The 18,396-nt window shown below is 41.7% G+C and carries 21 protein-coding genes; 19 read left to right on the forward strand and 2 right to left on the reverse strand.

The features are described from left to right. Positions 1-78: 78 nt before the first annotated feature. Positions 79-330: a SpoVG family protein gene (locus tag ABFY19_RS05675; protein WP_418792278.1), complete on the reverse strand. Its 252-nt coding sequence runs from the start codon at positions 328-330 to the stop codon at positions 79-81. 156 nt (positions 331-486) lie between these two features. Between ABFY19_RS05675 and arsM the strand changes: the two genes are divergently transcribed. The 11 genes from arsM to alaS all read left to right on the forward strand — a co-directional run bounded on the left by arsM (position 487) and on the right by alaS (position 10,518). After that, a complete protein-coding gene (gene arsM / locus ABFY19_RS05680; RefSeq protein ID WP_418792279.1) occupies positions 487-1,323 on the forward strand; it encodes an arsenite methyltransferase in 837 nt (278 codons plus the stop codon). Positions 1,324-1,450: 127 nt separating this feature from the next. Then, positions 1,451-1,879 (forward strand): RrF2 family transcriptional regulator, encoded by a 429-nt coding sequence (locus ABFY19_RS05685; RefSeq protein WP_418792280.1) that lies wholly within the window; start codon positions 1,451-1,453, stop codon positions 1,877-1,879. After that, positions 1,876-3,081, forward strand: a complete 1,206-nt coding sequence (nifS, locus tag ABFY19_RS05690; RefSeq protein ID WP_418792281.1) for a cysteine desulfurase NifS — start codon at positions 1,876-1,878, stop codon at positions 3,079-3,081. The genes ABFY19_RS05685 and nifS overlap by 4 nt, the downstream gene beginning before the upstream one ends. Continuing rightward, positions 3,074-3,451: a Fe-S cluster assembly scaffold protein NifU gene (gene nifU, locus ABFY19_RS05695; protein ID WP_418792282.1), complete on the forward strand. Its 378-nt coding sequence runs from the start codon at positions 3,074-3,076 to the stop codon at positions 3,449-3,451. Before nifS ends, nifU begins: the two co-directional genes overlap by 8 nt. A 98-nt stretch (positions 3,452-3,549) precedes the next feature. Next, positions 3,550-4,611 carry a tRNA 2-thiouridine(34) synthase MnmA gene (gene mnmA, locus ABFY19_RS05700; RefSeq protein WP_418792543.1) on the forward strand — a complete coding sequence of 354 codons (1,062 nt, stop codon included), beginning with the start codon at positions 3,550-3,552 and terminating at the stop codon, positions 4,609-4,611. A gap of 87 nt (positions 4,612-4,698) precedes the next feature. Then, positions 4,699-5,583, forward strand: coding sequence for a putative manganese transporter (locus tag ABFY19_RS05705; RefSeq protein WP_418792283.1), 885 nt, complete (start codon positions 4,699-4,701; stop codon positions 5,581-5,583). A 205-nt stretch (positions 5,584-5,788) separates the two neighbouring features. Next, positions 5,789-6,280, forward strand: coding sequence for a PRC-barrel domain-containing protein (locus ABFY19_RS05710; RefSeq protein ID WP_418792285.1), 492 nt, complete (start codon positions 5,789-5,791; stop codon positions 6,278-6,280). A 16-nt stretch (positions 6,281-6,296) separates the two neighbouring features. Beyond that, complete coding sequence (locus tag ABFY19_RS05715) at positions 6,297-6,464, forward strand: hypothetical protein (protein ID WP_418792286.1); 168 nt, start codon at positions 6,297-6,299, stop codon at positions 6,462-6,464. 27 nt (positions 6,465-6,491) lie between these two features. Then, on the forward strand, positions 6,492-6,677 hold the full coding sequence (locus tag ABFY19_RS05720) for a hypothetical protein (protein WP_418792287.1): 186 nt from the start codon (positions 6,492-6,494) through the stop codon (positions 6,675-6,677). Between the two features lie 3 nt (positions 6,678-6,680). Continuing rightward, positions 6,681-7,730: an AI-2E family transporter gene (locus ABFY19_RS05725; RefSeq protein ID WP_418792288.1), complete on the forward strand. Its 1,050-nt coding sequence runs from the start codon at positions 6,681-6,683 to the stop codon at positions 7,728-7,730. Between the two features lie 139 nt (positions 7,731-7,869). After that, positions 7,870-10,518, forward strand: a complete 2,649-nt coding sequence (alaS, locus tag ABFY19_RS05730; RefSeq protein ID WP_418792289.1) for an alanine--tRNA ligase — start codon at positions 7,870-7,872, stop codon at positions 10,516-10,518. Between the two features lie 98 nt (positions 10,519-10,616). Here the strand turns inward: alaS and ABFY19_RS05735 are convergent, their stop codons facing one another. Then, positions 10,617-11,006: a hypothetical protein gene (locus ABFY19_RS05735; protein ID WP_418792290.1), complete on the reverse strand. Its 390-nt coding sequence runs from the start codon at positions 11,004-11,006 to the stop codon at positions 10,617-10,619. 368 nt (positions 11,007-11,374) lie between these two features. Here ABFY19_RS05735 and ABFY19_RS05740 point away from each other — a divergent pair, with 368 nt between their 5' ends. From ABFY19_RS05740 to ABFY19_RS05775, 8 genes are all read left to right on the forward strand, one after another. After that, the gene (locus ABFY19_RS05740; protein ID WP_418792291.1) at positions 11,375-11,629 is read left to right on the forward strand and encodes an IreB family regulatory phosphoprotein; all 255 of its coding nucleotides are present in this window, start codon (positions 11,375-11,377) and stop codon (positions 11,627-11,629) included. 198 nt (positions 11,630-11,827) lie between these two features. After that, positions 11,828-12,775 (forward strand): aldo/keto reductase, encoded by a 948-nt coding sequence (locus ABFY19_RS05745; protein WP_418792292.1) that lies wholly within the window; start codon positions 11,828-11,830, stop codon positions 12,773-12,775. A gap of 27 nt (positions 12,776-12,802) precedes the next feature. Beyond that, the gene (ruvX, locus tag ABFY19_RS05750; protein ID WP_418792293.1) at positions 12,803-13,237 is read left to right on the forward strand and encodes a Holliday junction resolvase RuvX; all 435 of its coding nucleotides are present in this window, start codon (positions 12,803-12,805) and stop codon (positions 13,235-13,237) included. A gap of 82 nt (positions 13,238-13,319) precedes the next feature. Then, positions 13,320-13,592 carry a DUF1292 domain-containing protein gene (locus ABFY19_RS05755; protein WP_418792294.1) on the forward strand — a complete coding sequence of 91 codons (273 nt, stop codon included), beginning with the start codon at positions 13,320-13,322 and terminating at the stop codon, positions 13,590-13,592. A 114-nt stretch (positions 13,593-13,706) separates the two neighbouring features. Then, positions 13,707-15,236: a VanW family protein gene (locus tag ABFY19_RS05760; RefSeq protein WP_418792295.1), complete on the forward strand. Its 1,530-nt coding sequence runs from the start codon at positions 13,707-13,709 to the stop codon at positions 15,234-15,236. A 128-nt stretch (positions 15,237-15,364) separates the two neighbouring features. Beyond that, complete coding sequence (gene mltG, locus ABFY19_RS05765; RefSeq protein WP_418792296.1) at positions 15,365-16,396, forward strand: endolytic transglycosylase MltG; 1,032 nt, start codon at positions 15,365-15,367, stop codon at positions 16,394-16,396. A gap of 47 nt (positions 16,397-16,443) precedes the next feature. After that, complete coding sequence (locus ABFY19_RS05770; RefSeq protein ID WP_418792297.1) at positions 16,444-17,106, forward strand: O-methyltransferase; 663 nt, start codon at positions 16,444-16,446, stop codon at positions 17,104-17,106. 44 nt (positions 17,107-17,150) lie between these two features. Beyond that, positions 17,151-18,383 (forward strand): peptidase U32 family protein, encoded by a 1,233-nt coding sequence (locus ABFY19_RS05775; RefSeq protein WP_418792298.1) that lies wholly within the window; start codon positions 17,151-17,153, stop codon positions 18,381-18,383. Positions 18,384-18,396: the final 13 nt, after the last annotated feature.

An 18,396-nucleotide genomic window follows, 5' to 3' on the forward strand; every position in this document is an offset into this window, starting at 1 on the left:
CAAAGACAGGGACCATGCCCATAAGTAATTACTTATGACACGGTCCCATAGTTTATATGCCGGAATAAATGCCCTTTTTTAAGCTTCTTGGCTGTATTTGCTTAAAACTGCATCAAAAAGAGCAGAACGACTTTGGCCGGTTATGGGGTGGGATATATCTATATATTTTTCTCCAACTTTTTTGCTTGGCATAGCTACAAACAACCCGTTTTTCCCCTCGACTACCTTAATATCGTGAACAACAAGTGCATCATCTATTGTAACTGATGCAAAAGCCCTGATCTTGCTGTCCCCGTTAGACCTTTTAATTCTCACCTCTGTAATATTCATTTGTCGCATCACCTCCTTAGCCAAATAATAACACGAACACGTGTTCGCTGTCAATATAAAAATAGAAAAAAATAACAGTACTGACATTAAATTACTTGCTAAGTGTGACATAAAAGACCTATAATAATCTAACATGTATTTAATGGAGGAATTAAAATGAAATTTCGGGAGAAAAATAGCGAAGTTTCCAAAGTTGTCAGGAATGCTTACGGAAAAATAGCAAAAGGAGATTTGTCAGGGTGCGGGTGTGGCTGCTCTTGCTCGAGTGACTCCAAAGAATTTGCTGAATTATTGGGTTATACAGGCAATGAACTGAGTGTTATTCCTGATGAGGCAAATCTTGCTTTAAGCTGTGGGAACCCAACGTCAATTGCCGCATTAAAACAGGGAGAAGTTGTCCTTGATTTGGGTTCAGGAGCTGGTTTTGACTGTTTTCTTGCTGCAGCACGGGTTGGAAACACTGGGAGGGTTATTGGAGTTGATATGACCCCGGAAATGCTGGAAAAGGCAAGGAGTATTGCTGAGTGTGACAATATAAACAATGTCGAATTCAGGCTTGGTGAAATAGAAAACCTGCCGGTTGCTGATAACTCTGTTGATGTGGTTATAAGTAATTGCGTGATAAACCTTTCTCAGGACAAAGAACGGGTATTTCGGGAAATTTATCGGGTGCTTAAACAGGGTGGCAGGATTGCTGTTTCTGATATGGCTTTAACAAGGGAACTGCCCGAATCAGTAAAAGATTGTGTTGAGGCTTATGTCGGTTGTGTTGCCGGAGCTGTATTGATTGAGAAATATAGGGAACTGGCAGAGGCTGCCGGATTTAGGGATGTATATTTGGATGTTAAACAATATCCGGGGTTTTCTTCTTTAAGTGAAGGAAGTCCTGTGGAAAAAGCTATTGCTGAAGCATTAGAGAGTGGAATGACACTTGGTGATTACGTTGTTAGTGTATATTTGAAAGCAATGAAACCACATGAAATATCGGAGTAAAAATTCAGGAAAAAACCATACTAAATTAGTAGGAATTCTGTTTGACACAAAGAAAGTCATGTGCTAACATATTCTTTAGACGATACCCGAGTAATTTAGTAGGGATTAAACTGAAGGGGGGAGGCCTTTGAGGATATCAACTAAGGGTCATTATGTGGTTCAGGCAATGTTTGAATTGGCTCAACACTATGGTATGGGACCGGTGCCATTGAAAATAATTGCAGGACGTCAGGAAATATCCGAACACTATCTGGAACGATTAATCGCAGGTCTTCGAAAAGCCGGTTTGGTCTCAAGTGTGAGAGGATCCCAAGGTGGGTACATACTGGCAAGGGATCCGGCAGATATTAAAGTAGGGGATATCGTTAGGGTTCTTGAAGGTCCGATTGCACCTGTAGAATGTGTTAACAATAATGAAACTGAGCACTGCGTGAGGTCACAATTTTGTATTACGCGAGGAGTTTGGGAAAAGGTTAGGGACAGCATTGAAGATGTCCTAGACTCGATATCTTTAGCAGATATGTGCGAGCAAGCGAAAAAGGAGATGAAGGAATGAACAAGATATATTTGGATCACAGCGCTACTACGAGAACAGATGAAGATGTTGCCAGTGCAATGCTTGAATATATGACCGATAATTTTGGGAATCCTTCCAGCATTCATTCATTTGGCCGGTCAGCCAGGAAGCCTGTTGAGGAAGCCAGAGAGAAAATTGCCCAAGCAATTGGGGCCGAACCCAATGAAATTATTTTTACAAGCGGAGGGACCGAAGCAGACAACCTGGCAGTCCGAGGTGTTGCTTATGCTAATAAAAAAAGGGGCAATCATATTATCACCTCATCAATTGAACATCATGCTGTTTTAGATTCTTGCAAGGCATTGGAAAGGGAAGGCTTTCAAGTAACTTACCTTCCTGTAGACGAATATGGCATGGTAAATCCTGATGATGTCAGGAATGCGCTTACCGACCAGACTATCCTAGTTTCGGTAATGCATGCTAACAATGAGGTTGGTACTATTCAGCCTATTAAGGAAATTGGAGCCGTGGCCAGGGAAAATGGGGTCTTTTTCCATAGTGATACAGTGCAGTCAATAGGTAAGATACCGGTAAATGTAAATGAACTCAATATTGACCTGCTTTCTGTTTCTGCTCACAAGTTTTACGGCCCAAAGGGTATTGGCTGTCTTTACATGAGAAAAGGAGTCCGTATGCTGCCAATTTCTTTTGGTGGGTCCCAGGAACGAAAGCGCCGTCCTGGAACACTTAATGTGCCGGGGATTATAGGTTTCGGCCTGGCTATAGAAAAAGCTGTGAAATCTCAGCCGGAACAAGCGTCATCCCAGGCTTTACTCAGGGATAAGCTGATTAAGGAACTTACTAATAAGATAGATTATGTTAAACTAAACGGACACCCTACGGAAAGACTGCCAAATAACGTCAACTTGAGTTTTCAGTTTATCGAAGGTGAGTCCCTTCTGTTGAGCCTTGACATGAAAGGCATTGCTGCCTCCAGCGGGTCGGCTTGTACTTCCGGGTCCCTTGACCCTTCTCATGTCTTGCTGGCATTGGGATTATCTCACGAAATTGCTCATGGGTCACTGAGGCTGACTCTTGGCAAAGATAATACTGAAGCGGAAATAGATTATGTAATACAGGTTTTGCCTGAAATAGTAGAGAAATTAAGGGCCATGTCGCCATTGTATGCGAATAGGGGAAAGGCCGGACATCAAAGTAAGGAGTGCTGTTTAAATGTATAATGAAAAAGTAATGGATCATTTTACTAACCCCCGTAATGTTGGAGAGGTTGAAGAGGCTTCCGGAATCGGGGAAGTTGGTAATTCAACTTGCGGGGATATCATGAGGATATCCATAAAGGTTAGTGATGCCGGAATAATTCAGGATGTCAAGTTCAAGACATTTGGATGTGGGGCGGCAATAGCTACAAGCAGTATGGTAACGGAAATGGTCAAGGGTAAAACCCTTGACGAAGCTCTTGAGGTGACTAATAAGGCTGTTGCTGAGGCTTTGGGAGGACTACCGCCTGCCAAGATGCATTGTTCCAATTTGGCAGCCGATGCCCTCCATAAGGCGATTGAGGACTATAAAAACAAGCTGGAGGCCAAATAATAAATTTTAGTGTATTTTAACGGGGCTCCTGCCCCGTTATGTTTTCTTTTAAGTGAGGGGATTATGTGCATAAGAAAAAGAAAAAAATTGTAGTTGCCATGAGCGGCGGAGTAGATAGTTCATTGACAGCGGCACTCTTGCGGGCTGAAGGATATGAAGTTATTGGTGTTACTATGCAGATATGGCCTGTTGATGACCCCGAGCAAGAGCAGGAGCATGGGGGCTGCTGTTCTAATTTGGCTGTTGAAGATGCCAGGAAGGTAGCAAATTTTCTTGACATTCCGTTTTATGTAATGAATTTCAGGGACTTATTTGAAGTAAAGGTGATTAAGCCATTTATCAGCGAATATTTATCAGGCAGGACGCCTAATCCGTGTATAGCCTGCAACAGGTTTATTAAGTTTGATTCCTTTTTATCAAAAGCGATGGGTCTGGGGGCTGATTATATAGCGACAGGTCACTATGCACGGATTGGTTTTAGTAAAGAAGATAATCGATATACCATTTGCAGGGCACGGGATAATCGCAAGGACCAAAGTTATGTCCTTTACAATATGAATCAGGAGCAGTTAAAGAGGACTATGATGCCTCTTGGGGAGTATACTAAGGACGAGGTCCGCAGGATGGCGGAAAATTATAAACTGGGGGTTGCTCACAAACCGGAAAGTCAGGAGATTTGTTTTGTCACTGATAATGATTACCACAGATTCCTGCGCGAAAATGCAGGAGAAGTGATAAAGCCGGGTCCGTTTCTTGATACGAACGGTAACGTCCTGGGACAGCACCAGGGGATGGCATATTATACCGTCGGGCAGAGAAAAGGTCTCGGAGTAACTTTTGGAGAACCTATGTATGTTGTTGCACTTGACCCCGGAAGGAATGCCGTTATTTTGGGGAAAAACGATGAGGTTTTTGGTAAGGAATTGCTGGCAAATGATAATAATATTATTTTATATGAAGATATAACGGAACCGCTGACTGTCCATGCAAAAATCAGGTATGCCGCTAAACCTGCCGAAGCTTTACTCATTCCTTTATCATACGGCAAAATTAAGGTTAGATTTAGCGAACCACAGAGGGCAATTACACCAGGACAGGCGGTTGTTTATTACAAAGGTGACTGTGTAGTTGGGGGAGGTACAATAGAAGAAAAACTATAGATTGCTTTTTTATAATTATAAATATGCCGGGCATATCATATGATAAGTAACGAAGGTAGTATTAGTATAAAAAAAGGGGTTTTCCATATGGCGGAAGCTTTAGTTCACTCGTTAATTGAATCAGCTATAATGATACCTTTTTTGTTGATTATTTATATAGGTATCGAGTTTCTTGAGATGAGACTAGGAACCAAAATAAATGATAAGATCAAAAACGCGGGCAGAGCCGGACCTGCAATTGGCACTGTTTTTGGATTGGTTCCTCAATGTGGTTTTTCGGTGATTTCCTCTATCCTTTATTCCAGAAGGATGATTACAAGGGGAACATTATTAGCAGTTTTTCTGGCCACTTCAGATGAGGCAATCCCGGTAATTCTGGCCCAGCCTGAAATGATTGGAGTTCTTTTGCCTCTTCTGGCAGTTAAAGTTTGTATTGCATTAATTGCAGGATATGCTATTGACTTAGTATTGGCAAAATCAGGAAAGGCTGTGGCGGAAAGTCAAGCATGTGCCTCCAGGTCCGGTAGCGGAGGTCCTATAAACTGCTGTGGAAGCAGGTTAACCGAGGAAAAAAATAATTTTGGGCACTGGATTATTCACCCTTTAATCCATACAGTTAAGGTTTTCAGCTTTATTTTTATTGTTACATTGCTGCTAAATTACATAATGTTCCAGGTGGGCGAAGAAAATATGGGCCAACTTTTTTTAGGGGATAGTATTCTGCAGCCTTTTATTGCCGCTCTTATTGGGTTAATACCCAGTTGTGCAGCATCTGTAGCAGTGACGGAAGTATTCCTTAAGGGAGGGATAAGTTTCGGTTCTGCTGTTGCCGGTCTGTCATCAGCCGCCGGACTGGGCATACTGGTACTTTTTAAGGAAAACAGGAATATCAAAGAAAATCTTTTGATTATGTGTCTGCTTTTTGCTGTAAGTGTGGCTATAGGTACAATTCTGCATTTAATTATTGTATAAATATTGTTTATTACCTAAATTGTAAATAAGTGACTGTTATTGGTTGAGCGAGTCAAATCGCAACCGGTAACGTCTTTTTTTTGTGATTTTTATAGTTTTGGTTTTTGAAATGAATACCTGGGTTTCGAATTATTTACACATAATCCGGTCATACTATTAAAGGCTACAGGTTACTAAGGGAAATCAAGAGTTGGAGGAAACAGATGTGCTCAAAGGGAGGGGAATAATCAGCCAGCCGGTGATTGCTTTAAATAGCGGGAAACAGGTTGGAGAAGTTAAAGACCTCATTTATGATATAGACGAAAACAGGGTCATCGGATATCTTGTTGAAAATGGCGGGTGGCTTAGGAACAGCAAGGGATTTCTTCATAAGGAAATATTCAGGCATGAAAACGAAAGCCTTATCATAATTGATGAATCGGTAATCAAGCCAATAAAATATATCCCGGCTTTAAAGGAAATAATAAATGACAAAAGAGATATCAGGGGTTTACGTGTTGAGTCTGATAATGGTCAAAGCATCGGAATAATTCAAGATTTGATTATTGATGAAAATACCGGGGAGATAACCGGATATGAGATTTCGGACGGGGTAATTGAAGACCTTTTAAAGGGACGGTTTTCTATACCCAATACGGGGGTTATCATTGGTCAGGACCGGATAATTGCTTCTACCGAAATAAACGGGATTTCATAATAAGGGGGAAAACATAATGAATTGTCCTGCTTGTGGCAGTAAAGCTACCGGGAAGGTAGGGGTGGAGCAGTACTATTGCTGGGACTGCTGTGTTGAGTATAGTGTAAGAAGAAATGAACTAAATATTTTTGAAGTGGCAGAAGATGGCACTCTGATGGTTTTAGGTACTCCTGGCGAAATTTAAGAGTATAACCGAAAAGGGGGTGAATACATGCGCAGGGGATTTTGGAATGGTTTACTTACAGGCGGAATTGCAGCAATGGTTTTGACTATGTTTATGACACCGCAATATAAGAAAATGAGAAGACCTGTGATGAAAGATTCTAGATTGGTTAAAAGCGGTGCGCGAAGAGTTATCAAGGGAGCAAAAAAAATGGCTGATGACTGGATGAAATAATTAATGTTAAATACAAATATTAAAACAGTGTACCGGCGATTGTTCCTGGGAACAGTATCAATTGCCGGATTGTACTTTCTTTACAAGGTCAAAATCATACTTGTTCCTTTTATACTTGCCTTTTTTATTGCCTATCTCCTGAATCCGCTTGTGTATTACATTGAAAATAAAAAAGTCCCCAGGGGGTTGGCGATACTTCTTGTCTATATGGTATTGTTCTGTATGGTTACGTCAATAATGGTATTTGGTGTCCCTTATATTGTCGAGGAATTTAACCAGTTGGGGAACATAATCCCCAAGCTTACTATGGAAATAAGGGGAATCATTAGCGATATTGAGGGCAGTTACAGCAGGTTTAAGCTGCCACAAGCAATCAAGGCTGTTATTGATGAGCGCATTAAACAGGGAGAAGAATTGTTAATAAACATGCTTAGGGCAGGAGCTGATTCGCTTGTCAAATTATTTTCTTACTTGTTGGGACTGATAATTGCCCCTGTTTTTGCATTTTATATGCTAAAGGATGCTGAACAGATAAAAAACTCCTTTGTTTTAACAATACCACGTAAATACCGTAGTGATATCATGGCTGTTTTAAGGGACCTTGATGAAATCATCAGCGCATTTTTTAGGGGGCATTTGATAATATCTTTAATTGTTGGGGTTTTGACAGGGGTAGGAATGTATCTTGTGGGACTGGATTTCGCATTTATCATAGGACTGATTGCCGGGATAGCAGAACTGGTTCCGTATTTAGGGCCATTTATTACTGCTGTACCGGCCGTATTCCTGGGGCTGCTTGTTTCCAAAAAAACTGCAGTTTATGCTATAATAATTGTTTTGATAGTGCAGCAGTTAGAGAATGCTGTAATTTCGCCGAAAATTCTTGGCAAAAGCCTGGGCCTCCATCCTCTTGTAGTGATTTTTGCTTTACTGGCAGGAGGAGAAATTTATGGTTTTGCCGGCATTATCATGGCCGTACCTGGTGCGGCAGCGATTAAAGCGGTTTTGCGATATATTTATCTTAAGCTTGTTGATGAGACGGGTAGTGCTTAATTGCTTGACAACAGCAGCAGCTTTAGGTATAATTTTACCGAATTTATAAACTGTTACCAGGGTAGTGCCGTGATAGAAGCCTTTTGTCCCTGGAGTGTTGTTCACTTCGGGCGAAAGGCTTTTAAGTTAGGAGGTAAATATGTTAACCGGAAATGAAGTAAGGGATAAGTTTCTAAAATATTATGAGAGCAAGGGGCATATAATTGTTTCTAGTTCGTCACTGGTGCCCCACGATGACCCAACCTTGCTTTTTACTAATGCGGGAATGAACCAGTTTAAAGATGTATTCCTGGGTATGGACAAACGCCCATATAAAAGGGCCGCAACTTCCCAAAAGTGTGTCCGGGCCGGCGGGAAGCATAATGACCTTGATACTGTTGGGCGTACTGCCAGGCACCATACCTTTTTTGAGATGCTGGGTAATTTTTCTTTTGGAGACTACTTTAAACGTGATGCAATATGTTATGCATGGGAGTTCCTTACAGAAGTGCTGGCGCTGCCTGTAGAAAAGCTTTATCCCACAATTTATATGGATGATGATGAGGCCTTTGGACTTTGGCAGGAAGTTGCCGGTGTTCCTGATGAAAAAATAGTCCGTTTAGGTGAAAAGGACAATTTTTGGTCAATGGGCGATACCGGACCGTGTGGCCCATGCAGTGAGATAATTTACGACCGTGGTGAGGAGTTTCGTTGTGATGCACCGGAGTGTTACATAGGAAAATGTGACTGTGACCGCTGGTTGGAGATATGGAACCTGGTTTTTATGCAGTACAACCGAGATGAAACCGGGAAAATGACACCTCTGCCAAAACCCAGCATTGATACCGGAATGGGTTTGGAGCGGATTACTTCCGTTATCCAGGGTGTCTCAGCCAATTATGATACAGATCTGCTTAAAGATATTATAACAGAAGTGGAAAAAATGAGCGGACGGGAATACAGCGGGAATGAAAAGGGATTCCCATTCCGGGTTATCGCAGACCATGCCAGAGCCTGTACATTTCTTATATCTGACGGTGTGCTGCCGAGTAACGAAGGTAGAGGGTATGTGCTGCGACGGATTCTTAGGAGGGCGGTAAGGTTTGGTAAGAGCTTGGGTATAGAGAAGCCATTTTTGAATGAATTAGTTGATATGGTAACTGTTATTATGGGAGGGGCTTATCCGGAGATTATCGAAAAAAAGGGATATGTCAGCCATATAATCCGGCTTGAAGAGGAACGTTTTCATGAAACACTCCATGATGGTCTGAAAATTGTAGGTGAGATGGTTTCCAAGGTAAAGTCTGCCGGAGGAACACGGATTGGCGGGGAAGATGCCTTTGTTCTTTATGATACTTATGGTTTCCCACTTGACCTTACAGAGGACATTGCCGAAGAAAACGGCCTGGAAGTGGATAGGACCGGTTTTGAAAAATCAATGCAGCAACAGCGTGAAAGAGCCAGGGCGGCGCGCCAGGAAACCGCGATGCTGGCAGGGCAGGAATTGTATGCAGATATTGGGAATAAAATCGGGGCAACAGAATTTGATGGTTATGGGAAAACTTCTATAAATGCAAATGTGATTGGCCTGATTCTCAATAATGAACCTGTGGTGCAGGCTGTACAAGGCCAGAAAGTAGAGGTTATTCTGGATAAAACACCATTCTATGGTGAGAGCGGCGGTCAGGTGGGGGATACCGGATACCTGATTAATAAAGGAACCGTGGTACGCATATATGATACCAAAAAAGCATTTAACGGCCTATTTATTCACTTGGGTGAAGTTGAAAAGGGCAGTTTGTCATTTGGTGACTCTGTTGAAGCACGAATTGACGAAGATAGAAGGAAGCGGATTGAACGGAATCATTCAGTGACTCACTTGCTGCATAAGGCTATGAAGGAGGTATTGGGTGATCATGTTAACCAGGCCGGTTCGCTTGTTGAGCCTGACAGGCTGAGGTTTGACTTCACACATTTTCAGCCTGTTACCTCTGAAGAGTTAACGAAAATTGAAGCAAGGGTTAATGAAAAGATAATGTCAAACCTTAAGATTTCTACTATGGTTACAAGTATTGAAGAGGCTAAAAAAGCCGGAGCGACCGCGCTTTTTGGTGAAAAGTACGGTGAGCAGGTGCGTGTGGTTAGGATGGGTAAATACAGCATGGAACTTTGCGGTGGTACTCATTTGAAGGTTACGGCTGAGGCCGGCATGTTTAAGCTGCTTTCTGAAAGCGGAATAGGCTCAGGCCTGCGAAGGATAGAGGCTGTAACCGGAGAAGGGATTATTACATATATCACTGAAAAGGAAAAGCTGCTTGAAGAAGTCAGTGCTGCCTTGAAGACTACACCAAATGAACTTGCCCGGAGGGCTGAAGGTATTCTTAGAGAATTGAAGGAAAAGGAAAAGGAACTTGAAGCCCTGCAGGCTAAAATAGCCAGATATGAATCCCAGGAGATAATGGACCAAGTGAGAGAAATTAAGGGTGTTAAGGCCTTGGCCGCCAGGGTGAATGCACCTGATATGGATGCACTGAGGAACATGGGCGATATGATGAAGGATAAGCTGGGTTCTGGGGTTGTGGTGCTGGGCAGTATCAATGATGGTAAAGTTAATTTTGTGGCTATGGCTACTAAAGATGTTTTGAAAAAAGGTATACATGCAGGGAATATAATACGGGAGGCAGCTAAAGCTGCCGGAGGCGGCGGAGGAGGTCGTCCTGATATGGCTCAGGCCGGTGCTAAAGACCCTGGTAAGATAGCTGATGCCCTGGAAAAGGCTTATGAAATTATCGAAAATCAAATCAAATAAGAATTTGAGGTATTAGCGGCGGCAGCTATGCCAACAGATAAAGTAAGTGGAGCGTTGTCCATAAAGAATTTACTTATGGTACGCTCCACTTGTTTTAATTAATTTTGGTATTCAGTTACCCAGTCAATATGGTCAAGTTCGAGTCTCAAAATATCATAATAGAGGTTGAAATTCAGGTCACCAACTGTGATTACAAATTTTCTGTCACTCTCAAAATCAGATATGAATCTGGATACATGTTCTATAGGTCTCTTTCGCGTGTCACTGAAATTGTCGGGGTCACGACAATCAAAAACCGTTATTTCCACAGAACCGGTAGGAAGCAAGCTGCATTTAACATGGAGGTTTTCGGGACCAATGTCAGAAAGAATTCTTGCCAGGCCGTATACGGTATCATCGTTGTGTCCAAGGAAGGCAATCGTCAATTCATCAGGAGAATCTAAACGTCCGAAAAAATAACCTAAGTCTCTGCAATATCCCTGTGCCATAGTAACCCCTCCTTCAAAGTGGTTTTTAAATCTAAAAAACCTCTTGAGGCAATACCAAGGCAAATTCACGAATACCGGTTTAATATTGAGTTGTAAGGGGACACTGAATGATTTTAGAGGCATTGCGGAAAAACCGGTGCCGTGTTAAAAAAGATGCTTTAGGATTACCTCACATTCGTGCCATTTCCTGACCATATTGGAAATTTATATTTGTTATAATTTTAACATACTTTTTCTTTCATTACCAGATATAAAATGGAATATATAAATTGGAACATACAAATTGGAATAAATTTTTACTTGACTAGAGGAAAAAAAAGAGATTTGGAGAATACTACTAACATCAGGCTGCAAGGGAGGGACCCTATATGAACAGGAGTTTCGAAGAAACAATGATGTTCAAGGTTAAAGCCGAGGACTATAATGAGGTTAGGGAGATACTTTTTAGAGTATATGATGCCCTAAAAGAAAAAGGGTATAATCCTATCAACCAGATTGTGGGTTACCTGTTATCGGGAGATCCTGCCTACATAACTAGTCACAACAATGCCCGGAGCATGATCAGGAAAATAGAAAGGGATGAAGTAATAGAAGAATTGGTTAAGCATTATCTGCAGAAGTAATGGAGGGCGGTCAATGCCCTCCTCATGTTATTTCCCCCTTTTTTTAGCAGATAGGAAAGTATAAATTTTATCCTATCTGCATAAAAAAGGCTAAGCTTCGCCTTATAGTATATTTTAGCGCTTAGCGAAACTAAGCCTTTTTAAAATACGTAAGGTTTGTAAAATAAAAGTAAAATAAATTGTTACATTGGTGATGTTATGGAATACAGGGAACTTGGAAAAACCGGTATCAGAGTGTCCAGGCTTTGTTTCGGAGTTCTGACGGTGGGTCCTCTTCAGGCAGGCCTTCCTATAGACGCAGGGGCGAAAGTTATCAGGTATGCATTGGAAAATGGAGTTAGTTTTTTGGATACTGCACAGTATTATAAGACGTATCCATATATCAAACAGGCTTTAAAAAGATATTCAGGAGAAGTAGTCTTGGCTTCCAAGTCTTATGCATATACCAGGGAAATGATGCAGGATGCTGTTGAAGAAGCGCGAAAAGAAACCGGACGTGATATGATAGATATTTTTCTGCTTCATGAACAAGAGTCTGCCTTAACTATTAAAGGCCATTGGGAAGCCTATGAATATCTACTTGAATGTAAACAAAAAGGCATTATTAGGGCAGCAGGAATTTCCACCCATACGGTTCCGGCTGTGCTGGATGCCTGTGAGATACCGGAAATCGATGTAATACATCCTTTATATAATTATAAAGGCATAGGCATAATTAATGGAGATGTCAACAAAATGGCTCAGGCTATTGCTGCCGCTGCTGCTGCCGGTAAAGGTATCTATAGTATGAAACCTTTGGGAGGAGGCAATCTGTTGGCAGAATCCAGGGAAGCTTTTGACTTTGTGCTTAAAAATAGCAATTTGCATTCAATAGCAGTAGGAATGAAGACATTAGAAGAAGTTAACATGAATGTTTTGATATTCAGCGGTAAGGATGTTCCGGAATCAATAAGCACCAAGGTAAAGTCCATACCTCGGAAAGTACATTTTGAACCATGGTGTACAGGATGCGGTAAATGTGCAAACATGTGTACAGCTGGGGCTATCAGGATTGAAAATGGAAGAGCTTATGCAGATCCGGCTCATTGCAGGGTTTGTGGGTACTGCGGTCCGGTATGTAGTGAGTTTTGCATTAAAATAATTTAGTAATAAGAAAGTTTGGGTGGGAATGAATTGAGATTAATGGGTTTAGATGTTGGATCAAAAACTATCGGGGTTGCGCTTAGTGATCCTTTGGGACTCACTGCACAGGGCTTTGAGGTCATCAGGCGCAGGGGAGAGGAAAAGGATCTGGCTCGCTTAAGGGATATAATAGGTGAAAAAGAAGTGTCCGGAATTGTTGTTGGTCTGCCAAAGAATATGAACGGTACCATGGGACCACAGTCAGATATTGTCCGGGAATTTGCATCCTTGATTGAGGATAGCTTTGATCTTCCTGTTATTATGTGGGATGAGAGATTATCTACTATAGCAGCGGAAAAAATGCTGATAAGCGCTGATGTCAGCAGGGGCAAACGAAAGCAGGTAATTGATAAGATGGCTGCTGTTATGATATTACAAGGCTACCTAGACAGTAAGGCTAAGTATAAAGAACGAGAAAACGGATAAAATAGGAAAAGGTTGTTTTTGTTGACAACCAATGTTTGGTAATATACAATACATATACTTAATTAAATTAAGGGGTGATAAAATGACTGAAGAAACAGAAGTGCTTATGCTGACTGATGAAGAGGGTAATGAACATGAATTTTCGGTTATCGACATTATTGAAATTGACGGTTCTGAATATGCTATTCTATTGCCTGTAGAAGAAGGAGACAATGAAGAGGACGGAGAAGCCATTATTCTCAGGATTGACAAGGATGATGAAGGCAATGAAATTCTGGTAGATATTGAAGATGATGAAGAATGGGAAAAGGTGGCTGATACCTGGGCGTCGATGGTTGAAGACGAGGAAGCATAACTTGCTTCTTCGTTTTTTAATTACTGTAGTAATCACAGAGGAATTAAATGAAATTTTGTCTAATATATTTATATCTTAGAAATAATATGTACAGCAAAATTTGAGGTGTTAATTATGTCCCGGAATGTAAAAGTTGTTTTTATGATTTCTGTGATACTATTAATTTCCGTTGTGGTTTCATTTATTTCATTTATTGAGCTGACCGGGAGAAGTGACCGGATTTTTCCCGGAGTTTGCCTAAAAGGGATTAATCTTGGAAACATGACTAAAAACCAGGCTGCTGCAGCAATTGAAGATTATATAGGTTCACTTGAGGATAAGTACATAACTGTGCATTTTAACGGTAACAGGGGCAGTGGCAAGATAAGGGCCTTGGATACAGGGTTGCAGGCTGATACAGATAATATGTTGCAGGCTGCTTGGTTGGTAGGCCGGAGCGGAACTTACCTGCAGCAGTGGCAGGAACGTAAAGCATCTGCTGATAATGGCCGTGAGATTCCTCTTGAAGTGAGTTTTTCGAAAGATAAGGTTAGAAATATATTTAATCATATTACCAGTGAGTTAAGGCTGCCCGCAAGTGATGCCAGATTGATTATAACACCACAAGAAACTATTGAAATAGTGGAAGCCACCACGGGTATTGAAATAGATTTTGAAGGAGCTTACAGCCAATTGGAACCTATATTTCGGGATGACCTTGTTCCTGAGATCAATGTCAACTTTTTGGAAGTTGCTCCATCAAAGACTACTGATGATATAACAAATTTACGCATAAATGGTATTTTGGCTGAATTTACCACGTGGTTTAATGCTGAAAATAACAATAGGTCTGAAAATGTCAGGGTAGCTGCAATGGCTCTGAACGGTAGAATGATTAAACAAGGGGAGGTCTTTTCTTTTAACGAAGTTGTTGGGCCAAGGAGCCAGGAAGCTGGATATAAAAATGCGAAAATCATCCAAAACAATGAATTTATTGACGGGCTTGGAGGGGGAGTCTGTCAGGTATCTTCTACGCTATACAACGCTTTGCTCCGTGCCGGAATTGATATTCAGGAAAGGCATAATCACTCACTGGTTGTCACTTATGTTCCTATGGGACAGGATGCCGCGGTTGTTTATGGGGCCAAAGACTTAAAATTTACCAACAATTTACCGTGTGCCCTAATCATTAAAACGTCAACAACAAAGAACACTGTAACTATTAAGTTGTTCGGTGATACTTCCCAAAAAAAGAGTGTCAAAATCATTAATACTGTTATCAAAGAATACCCTTTCAAAATTGTATATAAAAATGACCTGACTCAGTCAAAAGGTAAACAGGTTGTTGTGAACAAAGGTCAAAACGGTTATCGGGTTGTTTCCAAATTGATGGTAAATGATGGCGGTACATTTAAAGAATTTAAGCAGCTTGCCCCCAGTTATTATAAACCTTTAGACCAGGTTGTCAATGTAGGGGTGAAACCGGTCCAGCCTCAGCCGCCTAAAGACACTGACTCTCCAGAGATGCCGGATTTCCCTGATATACCTGATTCTTCAGAGATGCTTGATTCCCAGGAGGAAGTTAATCCTCCGGAGGAAACAAGTATACCAGGATATAATCCGGATTATTATCAGCTTCCGGTTACCATACCACCAAAACCATGAACCCTCAAAACCATGAATATTGTTCCAACTCCAAAAAAGTTGTATAATGGTGTAGAAATATATAACCAGTCTGAAAGAAGTGATCAACAGTGGAAGCAGGCATTTCTGCACCCAGGGAAGGGACAAGTATGAAACGCAAGATATTTACTATACTTATTATCTTGGGGTTAATTTTGTCTGCAGGACTTCTATTTGTTTATAATTGGTTCAATGAAATGCTGCAGCCCCCTGCAGATTCTGGTATATCATCCGAGAAAATTGTACTGGTTCCCAAGGGAACGAGTACTGCAGGTATAGCAAATATCCTTAAGGAACAGGGACTTATCAGGAGTAGTGGTGCATTCAGGGTTTATACTTATTACCGAGGGCTTGAAAGCAGTCTTCAGGCTGGAGAATTCAGCCTGAAGACAGGAATGACTGTTCCCGATATTGTTAATCTGTTGGCATATGGTGAGACTGTTTCATTAACCTTCACAATTCCGGAAGGATACAATCTTACCCAGATTGCAGACCGGCTGGCTGAAATGAAACTTGCAGACCGGAACCGGTTCCTAAAGGCAGCTGAAACAGCAGATTTTGACTATGATTTTCTTAAAGGAATTCCTAAAGGACCGGGTAGGCTGGAAGGTTATCTTTTCCCTGACACCTATAGGATTACTAAGGATAAAACGGAAAAAGAAATCATCGCCATGATGTTGAAACGATTTTCGAGGGAAATCACCCCCGAATTTAAAGCTAATGCCGCTAAAGTTGGGTTGACTATTCATGAGGCGGTTATTATGGCTTCAATTATTGAGCGTGAGGCCCAAAAAGATGAAGAAAGGCCAAAGGTATCGGCAGTTTTTCTAAACAGGCTGAATAAGGGTTGGAAACTTGAATCCTGTGCAACAGTGCAATATGCTCTTGGCAAACAGAAAGCACGATTGTTGAACAAGGATCTGGAGGTTGATTCACCATATAATACCTACAAATACTATGGTCTTCCGCCGGGGCCTATTGCATCTCCTGGAAGCGCTTCTCTTAAGGCTGCGGTCAGTCCGGCTGATGTGGGTTTCATGTTTTTTGTAGTTTCTGAGGATGGCAGGCATGTTTTCAGCAGGACATTAAATGAACACAACCGTAATAAGGCCCTTTATCTGAACAGTATAAAAACACCTTAACGGGTGTAAGCAGCAGTAAAAATGCATACTATTACCGGAGGGCTGAAATGGTTGAAATAATAAACCCGCAAATTGAAAAATATATCAGAGGATTAGCTCCGGACAGACCGGAATATATGTTGGAAATGGAAAGGTATGCTGAGGAAAACTATGTTTCTATTATTCCTCCTGAGGTTGCCCAGTTGCTCACTACTTTGATTCACCTTAGTCAGGCCAAGGAAATTTTGGAAATCGGCACTGCAATTGCTTATTCAACTATTTGGCTGGCCTGGGCTGTAGAGCCGCGTGACGGGCATATTACTACTATTGAAATTAATGAACAGCGGGCTGAGACTGCTGCCACAAATATTCGTCAGGCCGGACTGGAGGATAAGATTACCCTTCTCAAAGGGCATGCGGTTGATATCGTGCCTTATTTAAAAAAAAATTATGATTTTATTTTTATTGATGCAGCGAAGGGACAGTACGGTTGGTTTTTTGAGGAACTGTATCCCAGGTTGAAACACGGCGGGCTCCTGGTTTCTGATAATGTGCTGGCAGAAGGGAAGGTTGTGGTTCCCGAAGAAAATCTGCGGCACCGGCAGAAAACTGCGGTGCGCCGTCTCAGGGATTATTTAAGGATGGTTACATCTCATCCGGGGCTGGAAACTACTATTATTCCTTTAGGAGACGGCCTTGCCGTCAGCCTAAAGAAAACTATTGACAAATAATGGTTATTGACAAACGATAAAATGACTCATGTGGAGTGAATGAATTGAGGAAACCTGAACTTTTGGCTCCTGCCGGAGATCTTGAAAAGCTGGTGATGGCTATTCGGTATGGGGCTGATGCTGTGTATATCGGAGGCAGGGAATTTGGGCTGAGGGCCGCTGCCGGAAATTTTGACTTGTCGGAAATGAATAGGGGAATCAAGTTTGCACATGACCATGGGGCCAAGGTCTATGTGACTGTTAATATATTTGCACATAACCGTCACCTGAGCTCTCTGCCTGAATACCTGCAGAAATTGGCGGAACTGGGTGTGGATGCGATACTCGTTTCCGATCCCGGAATATTTGCTGCTGCCAGGGAAGTGGTCCCCGGTCTTCCGGTTCATATCAGTACTCAGGCTAATATAACTAACTGGGCATCTGTTAAGTTTTGGACCGATCAAGGGGCTGAGCGTATAGTCCTGGCACGGGAACTGTCTATTGAGGAAATAACTGAAATAAAGGCCAAAACAAATATTGAGCTTGAAGCGTTTATACACGGAGCAATGTGCATATCATATTCCGGCAGGTGTTTGCTGAGTAACTTCATGACCGGACGCTCGGCGAATTTGGGTGAATGTACCCAGCCCTGCAGGTGGAAATATTCGATTGTAGAGGAAAAAAGGCCCGGACAGTATTTCCCGGTTGAAGAAGATAGTTTGGGTTCTTATGTCTTTAATTCCAGGGATTTGTGCATGATAGAGCATATACCTGAGCTGGTTAAGGCAGGGATTGACAGTTTCAAGATTGAGGGCCGCATGAAGAGTGTCCATTATGTGGCTACAGTTATCGGTGCATATCGTGAGGCATTGGATACTTATTATGCTAACCCTGATACTTATACTTTTGACTCCCGGTGGATGGATGAGATTCACAAGGTCAGTCACAGGGAATACACCACCGGGTTTTTCTTCGGAAAGGAAAACATGCGCGGAGAAAAAACGGATACTTCAAATTATCGCAGGGACTATGATTTTATTGGAATAGTCAGGGAATACATTGCCGAAGAAGGTAAAGCCGTAATTGAACAGCGCAATAGGTTTGAGGTTGGGGATTTACTGGAAATAACAGGTCCGGAAACAAGAGTTTTTTATCAAAAAGTAGATAGTTTGTCCGATGCTGAAGGAAATGCTATAGACATAGCACCACATCCCCAGCAGATAGTGACAATGCCTGTAGATAATCCTGTAAAGCCGTTGGATATGCTGCGCCGGGAAAAGAGCGGAAAACCTGACTAAACATGGGTGGGAT

The sequence above is a fragment of the Phosphitispora sp. TUW77 genome, from assembly GCF_048453025.1.
GTDB lineage: Bacteria > Bacillota > Thermincolia > Thermincolales > UBA2595 > Phosphitispora.

Bases quoted from the DNA above. Each gene is read 5' to 3' on its own strand.
- nifS (WP_418792281.1), top strand. From the start codon at position 1,876: ATGAACAAGATATATTTGGATCACAGCGCTACTACGAGAACAGATGAA.
- ABFY19_RS05675 (WP_418792278.1), bottom strand. From the start codon at position 330: ATGAATATTACAGAGGTGAGAATTAAAAGGTCTAACGGGGACAGCAAG.
- ABFY19_RS05760 (WP_418792295.1), top strand. From the start codon at position 13,707: ATGTCCCGGAATGTAAAAGTTGTTTTTATGATTTCTGTGATACTATTA.
- nifU (WP_418792282.1), top strand. From the start codon at position 3,074: ATGTATAATGAAAAAGTAATGGATCATTTTACTAACCCCCGTAATGTT.
- ABFY19_RS05735 (WP_418792290.1), bottom strand. From the start codon at position 11,006: ATGGCACAGGGATATTGCAGAGACTTAGGTTATTTTTTCGGACGTTTA.
- arsM (WP_418792279.1), top strand. From the start codon at position 487: ATGAAATTTCGGGAGAAAAATAGCGAAGTTTCCAAAGTTGTCAGGAAT.
- mltG (WP_418792296.1), top strand. From the start codon at position 15,365: ATGAAACGCAAGATATTTACTATACTTATTATCTTGGGGTTAATTTTG.
- ABFY19_RS05725 (WP_418792288.1), top strand. From the start codon at position 6,681: ATGTTAAATACAAATATTAAAACAGTGTACCGGCGATTGTTCCTGGGA.
- mnmA (WP_418792543.1), top strand. From the start codon at position 3,550: ATGAGCGGCGGAGTAGATAGTTCATTGACAGCGGCACTCTTGCGGGCT.
- ABFY19_RS05705 (WP_418792283.1), top strand. From the start codon at position 4,699: ATGGCGGAAGCTTTAGTTCACTCGTTAATTGAATCAGCTATAATGATA.
- ABFY19_RS05715 (WP_418792286.1), top strand. From the start codon at position 6,297: ATGAATTGTCCTGCTTGTGGCAGTAAAGCTACCGGGAAGGTAGGGGTG.
- ABFY19_RS05755 (WP_418792294.1), top strand. From the start codon at position 13,320: ATGACTGAAGAAACAGAAGTGCTTATGCTGACTGATGAAGAGGGTAAT.
- ABFY19_RS05770 (WP_418792297.1), top strand. From the start codon at position 16,444: ATGGTTGAAATAATAAACCCGCAAATTGAAAAATATATCAGAGGATTA.
- ABFY19_RS05720 (WP_418792287.1), top strand. From the start codon at position 6,492: ATGCGCAGGGGATTTTGGAATGGTTTACTTACAGGCGGAATTGCAGCA.
- ABFY19_RS05740 (WP_418792291.1), top strand. From the start codon at position 11,375: ATGAACAGGAGTTTCGAAGAAACAATGATGTTCAAGGTTAAAGCCGAG.
- ABFY19_RS05745 (WP_418792292.1), top strand. From the start codon at position 11,828: ATGGAATACAGGGAACTTGGAAAAACCGGTATCAGAGTGTCCAGGCTT.
- alaS (WP_418792289.1), top strand. From the start codon at position 7,870: ATGTTAACCGGAAATGAAGTAAGGGATAAGTTTCTAAAATATTATGAG.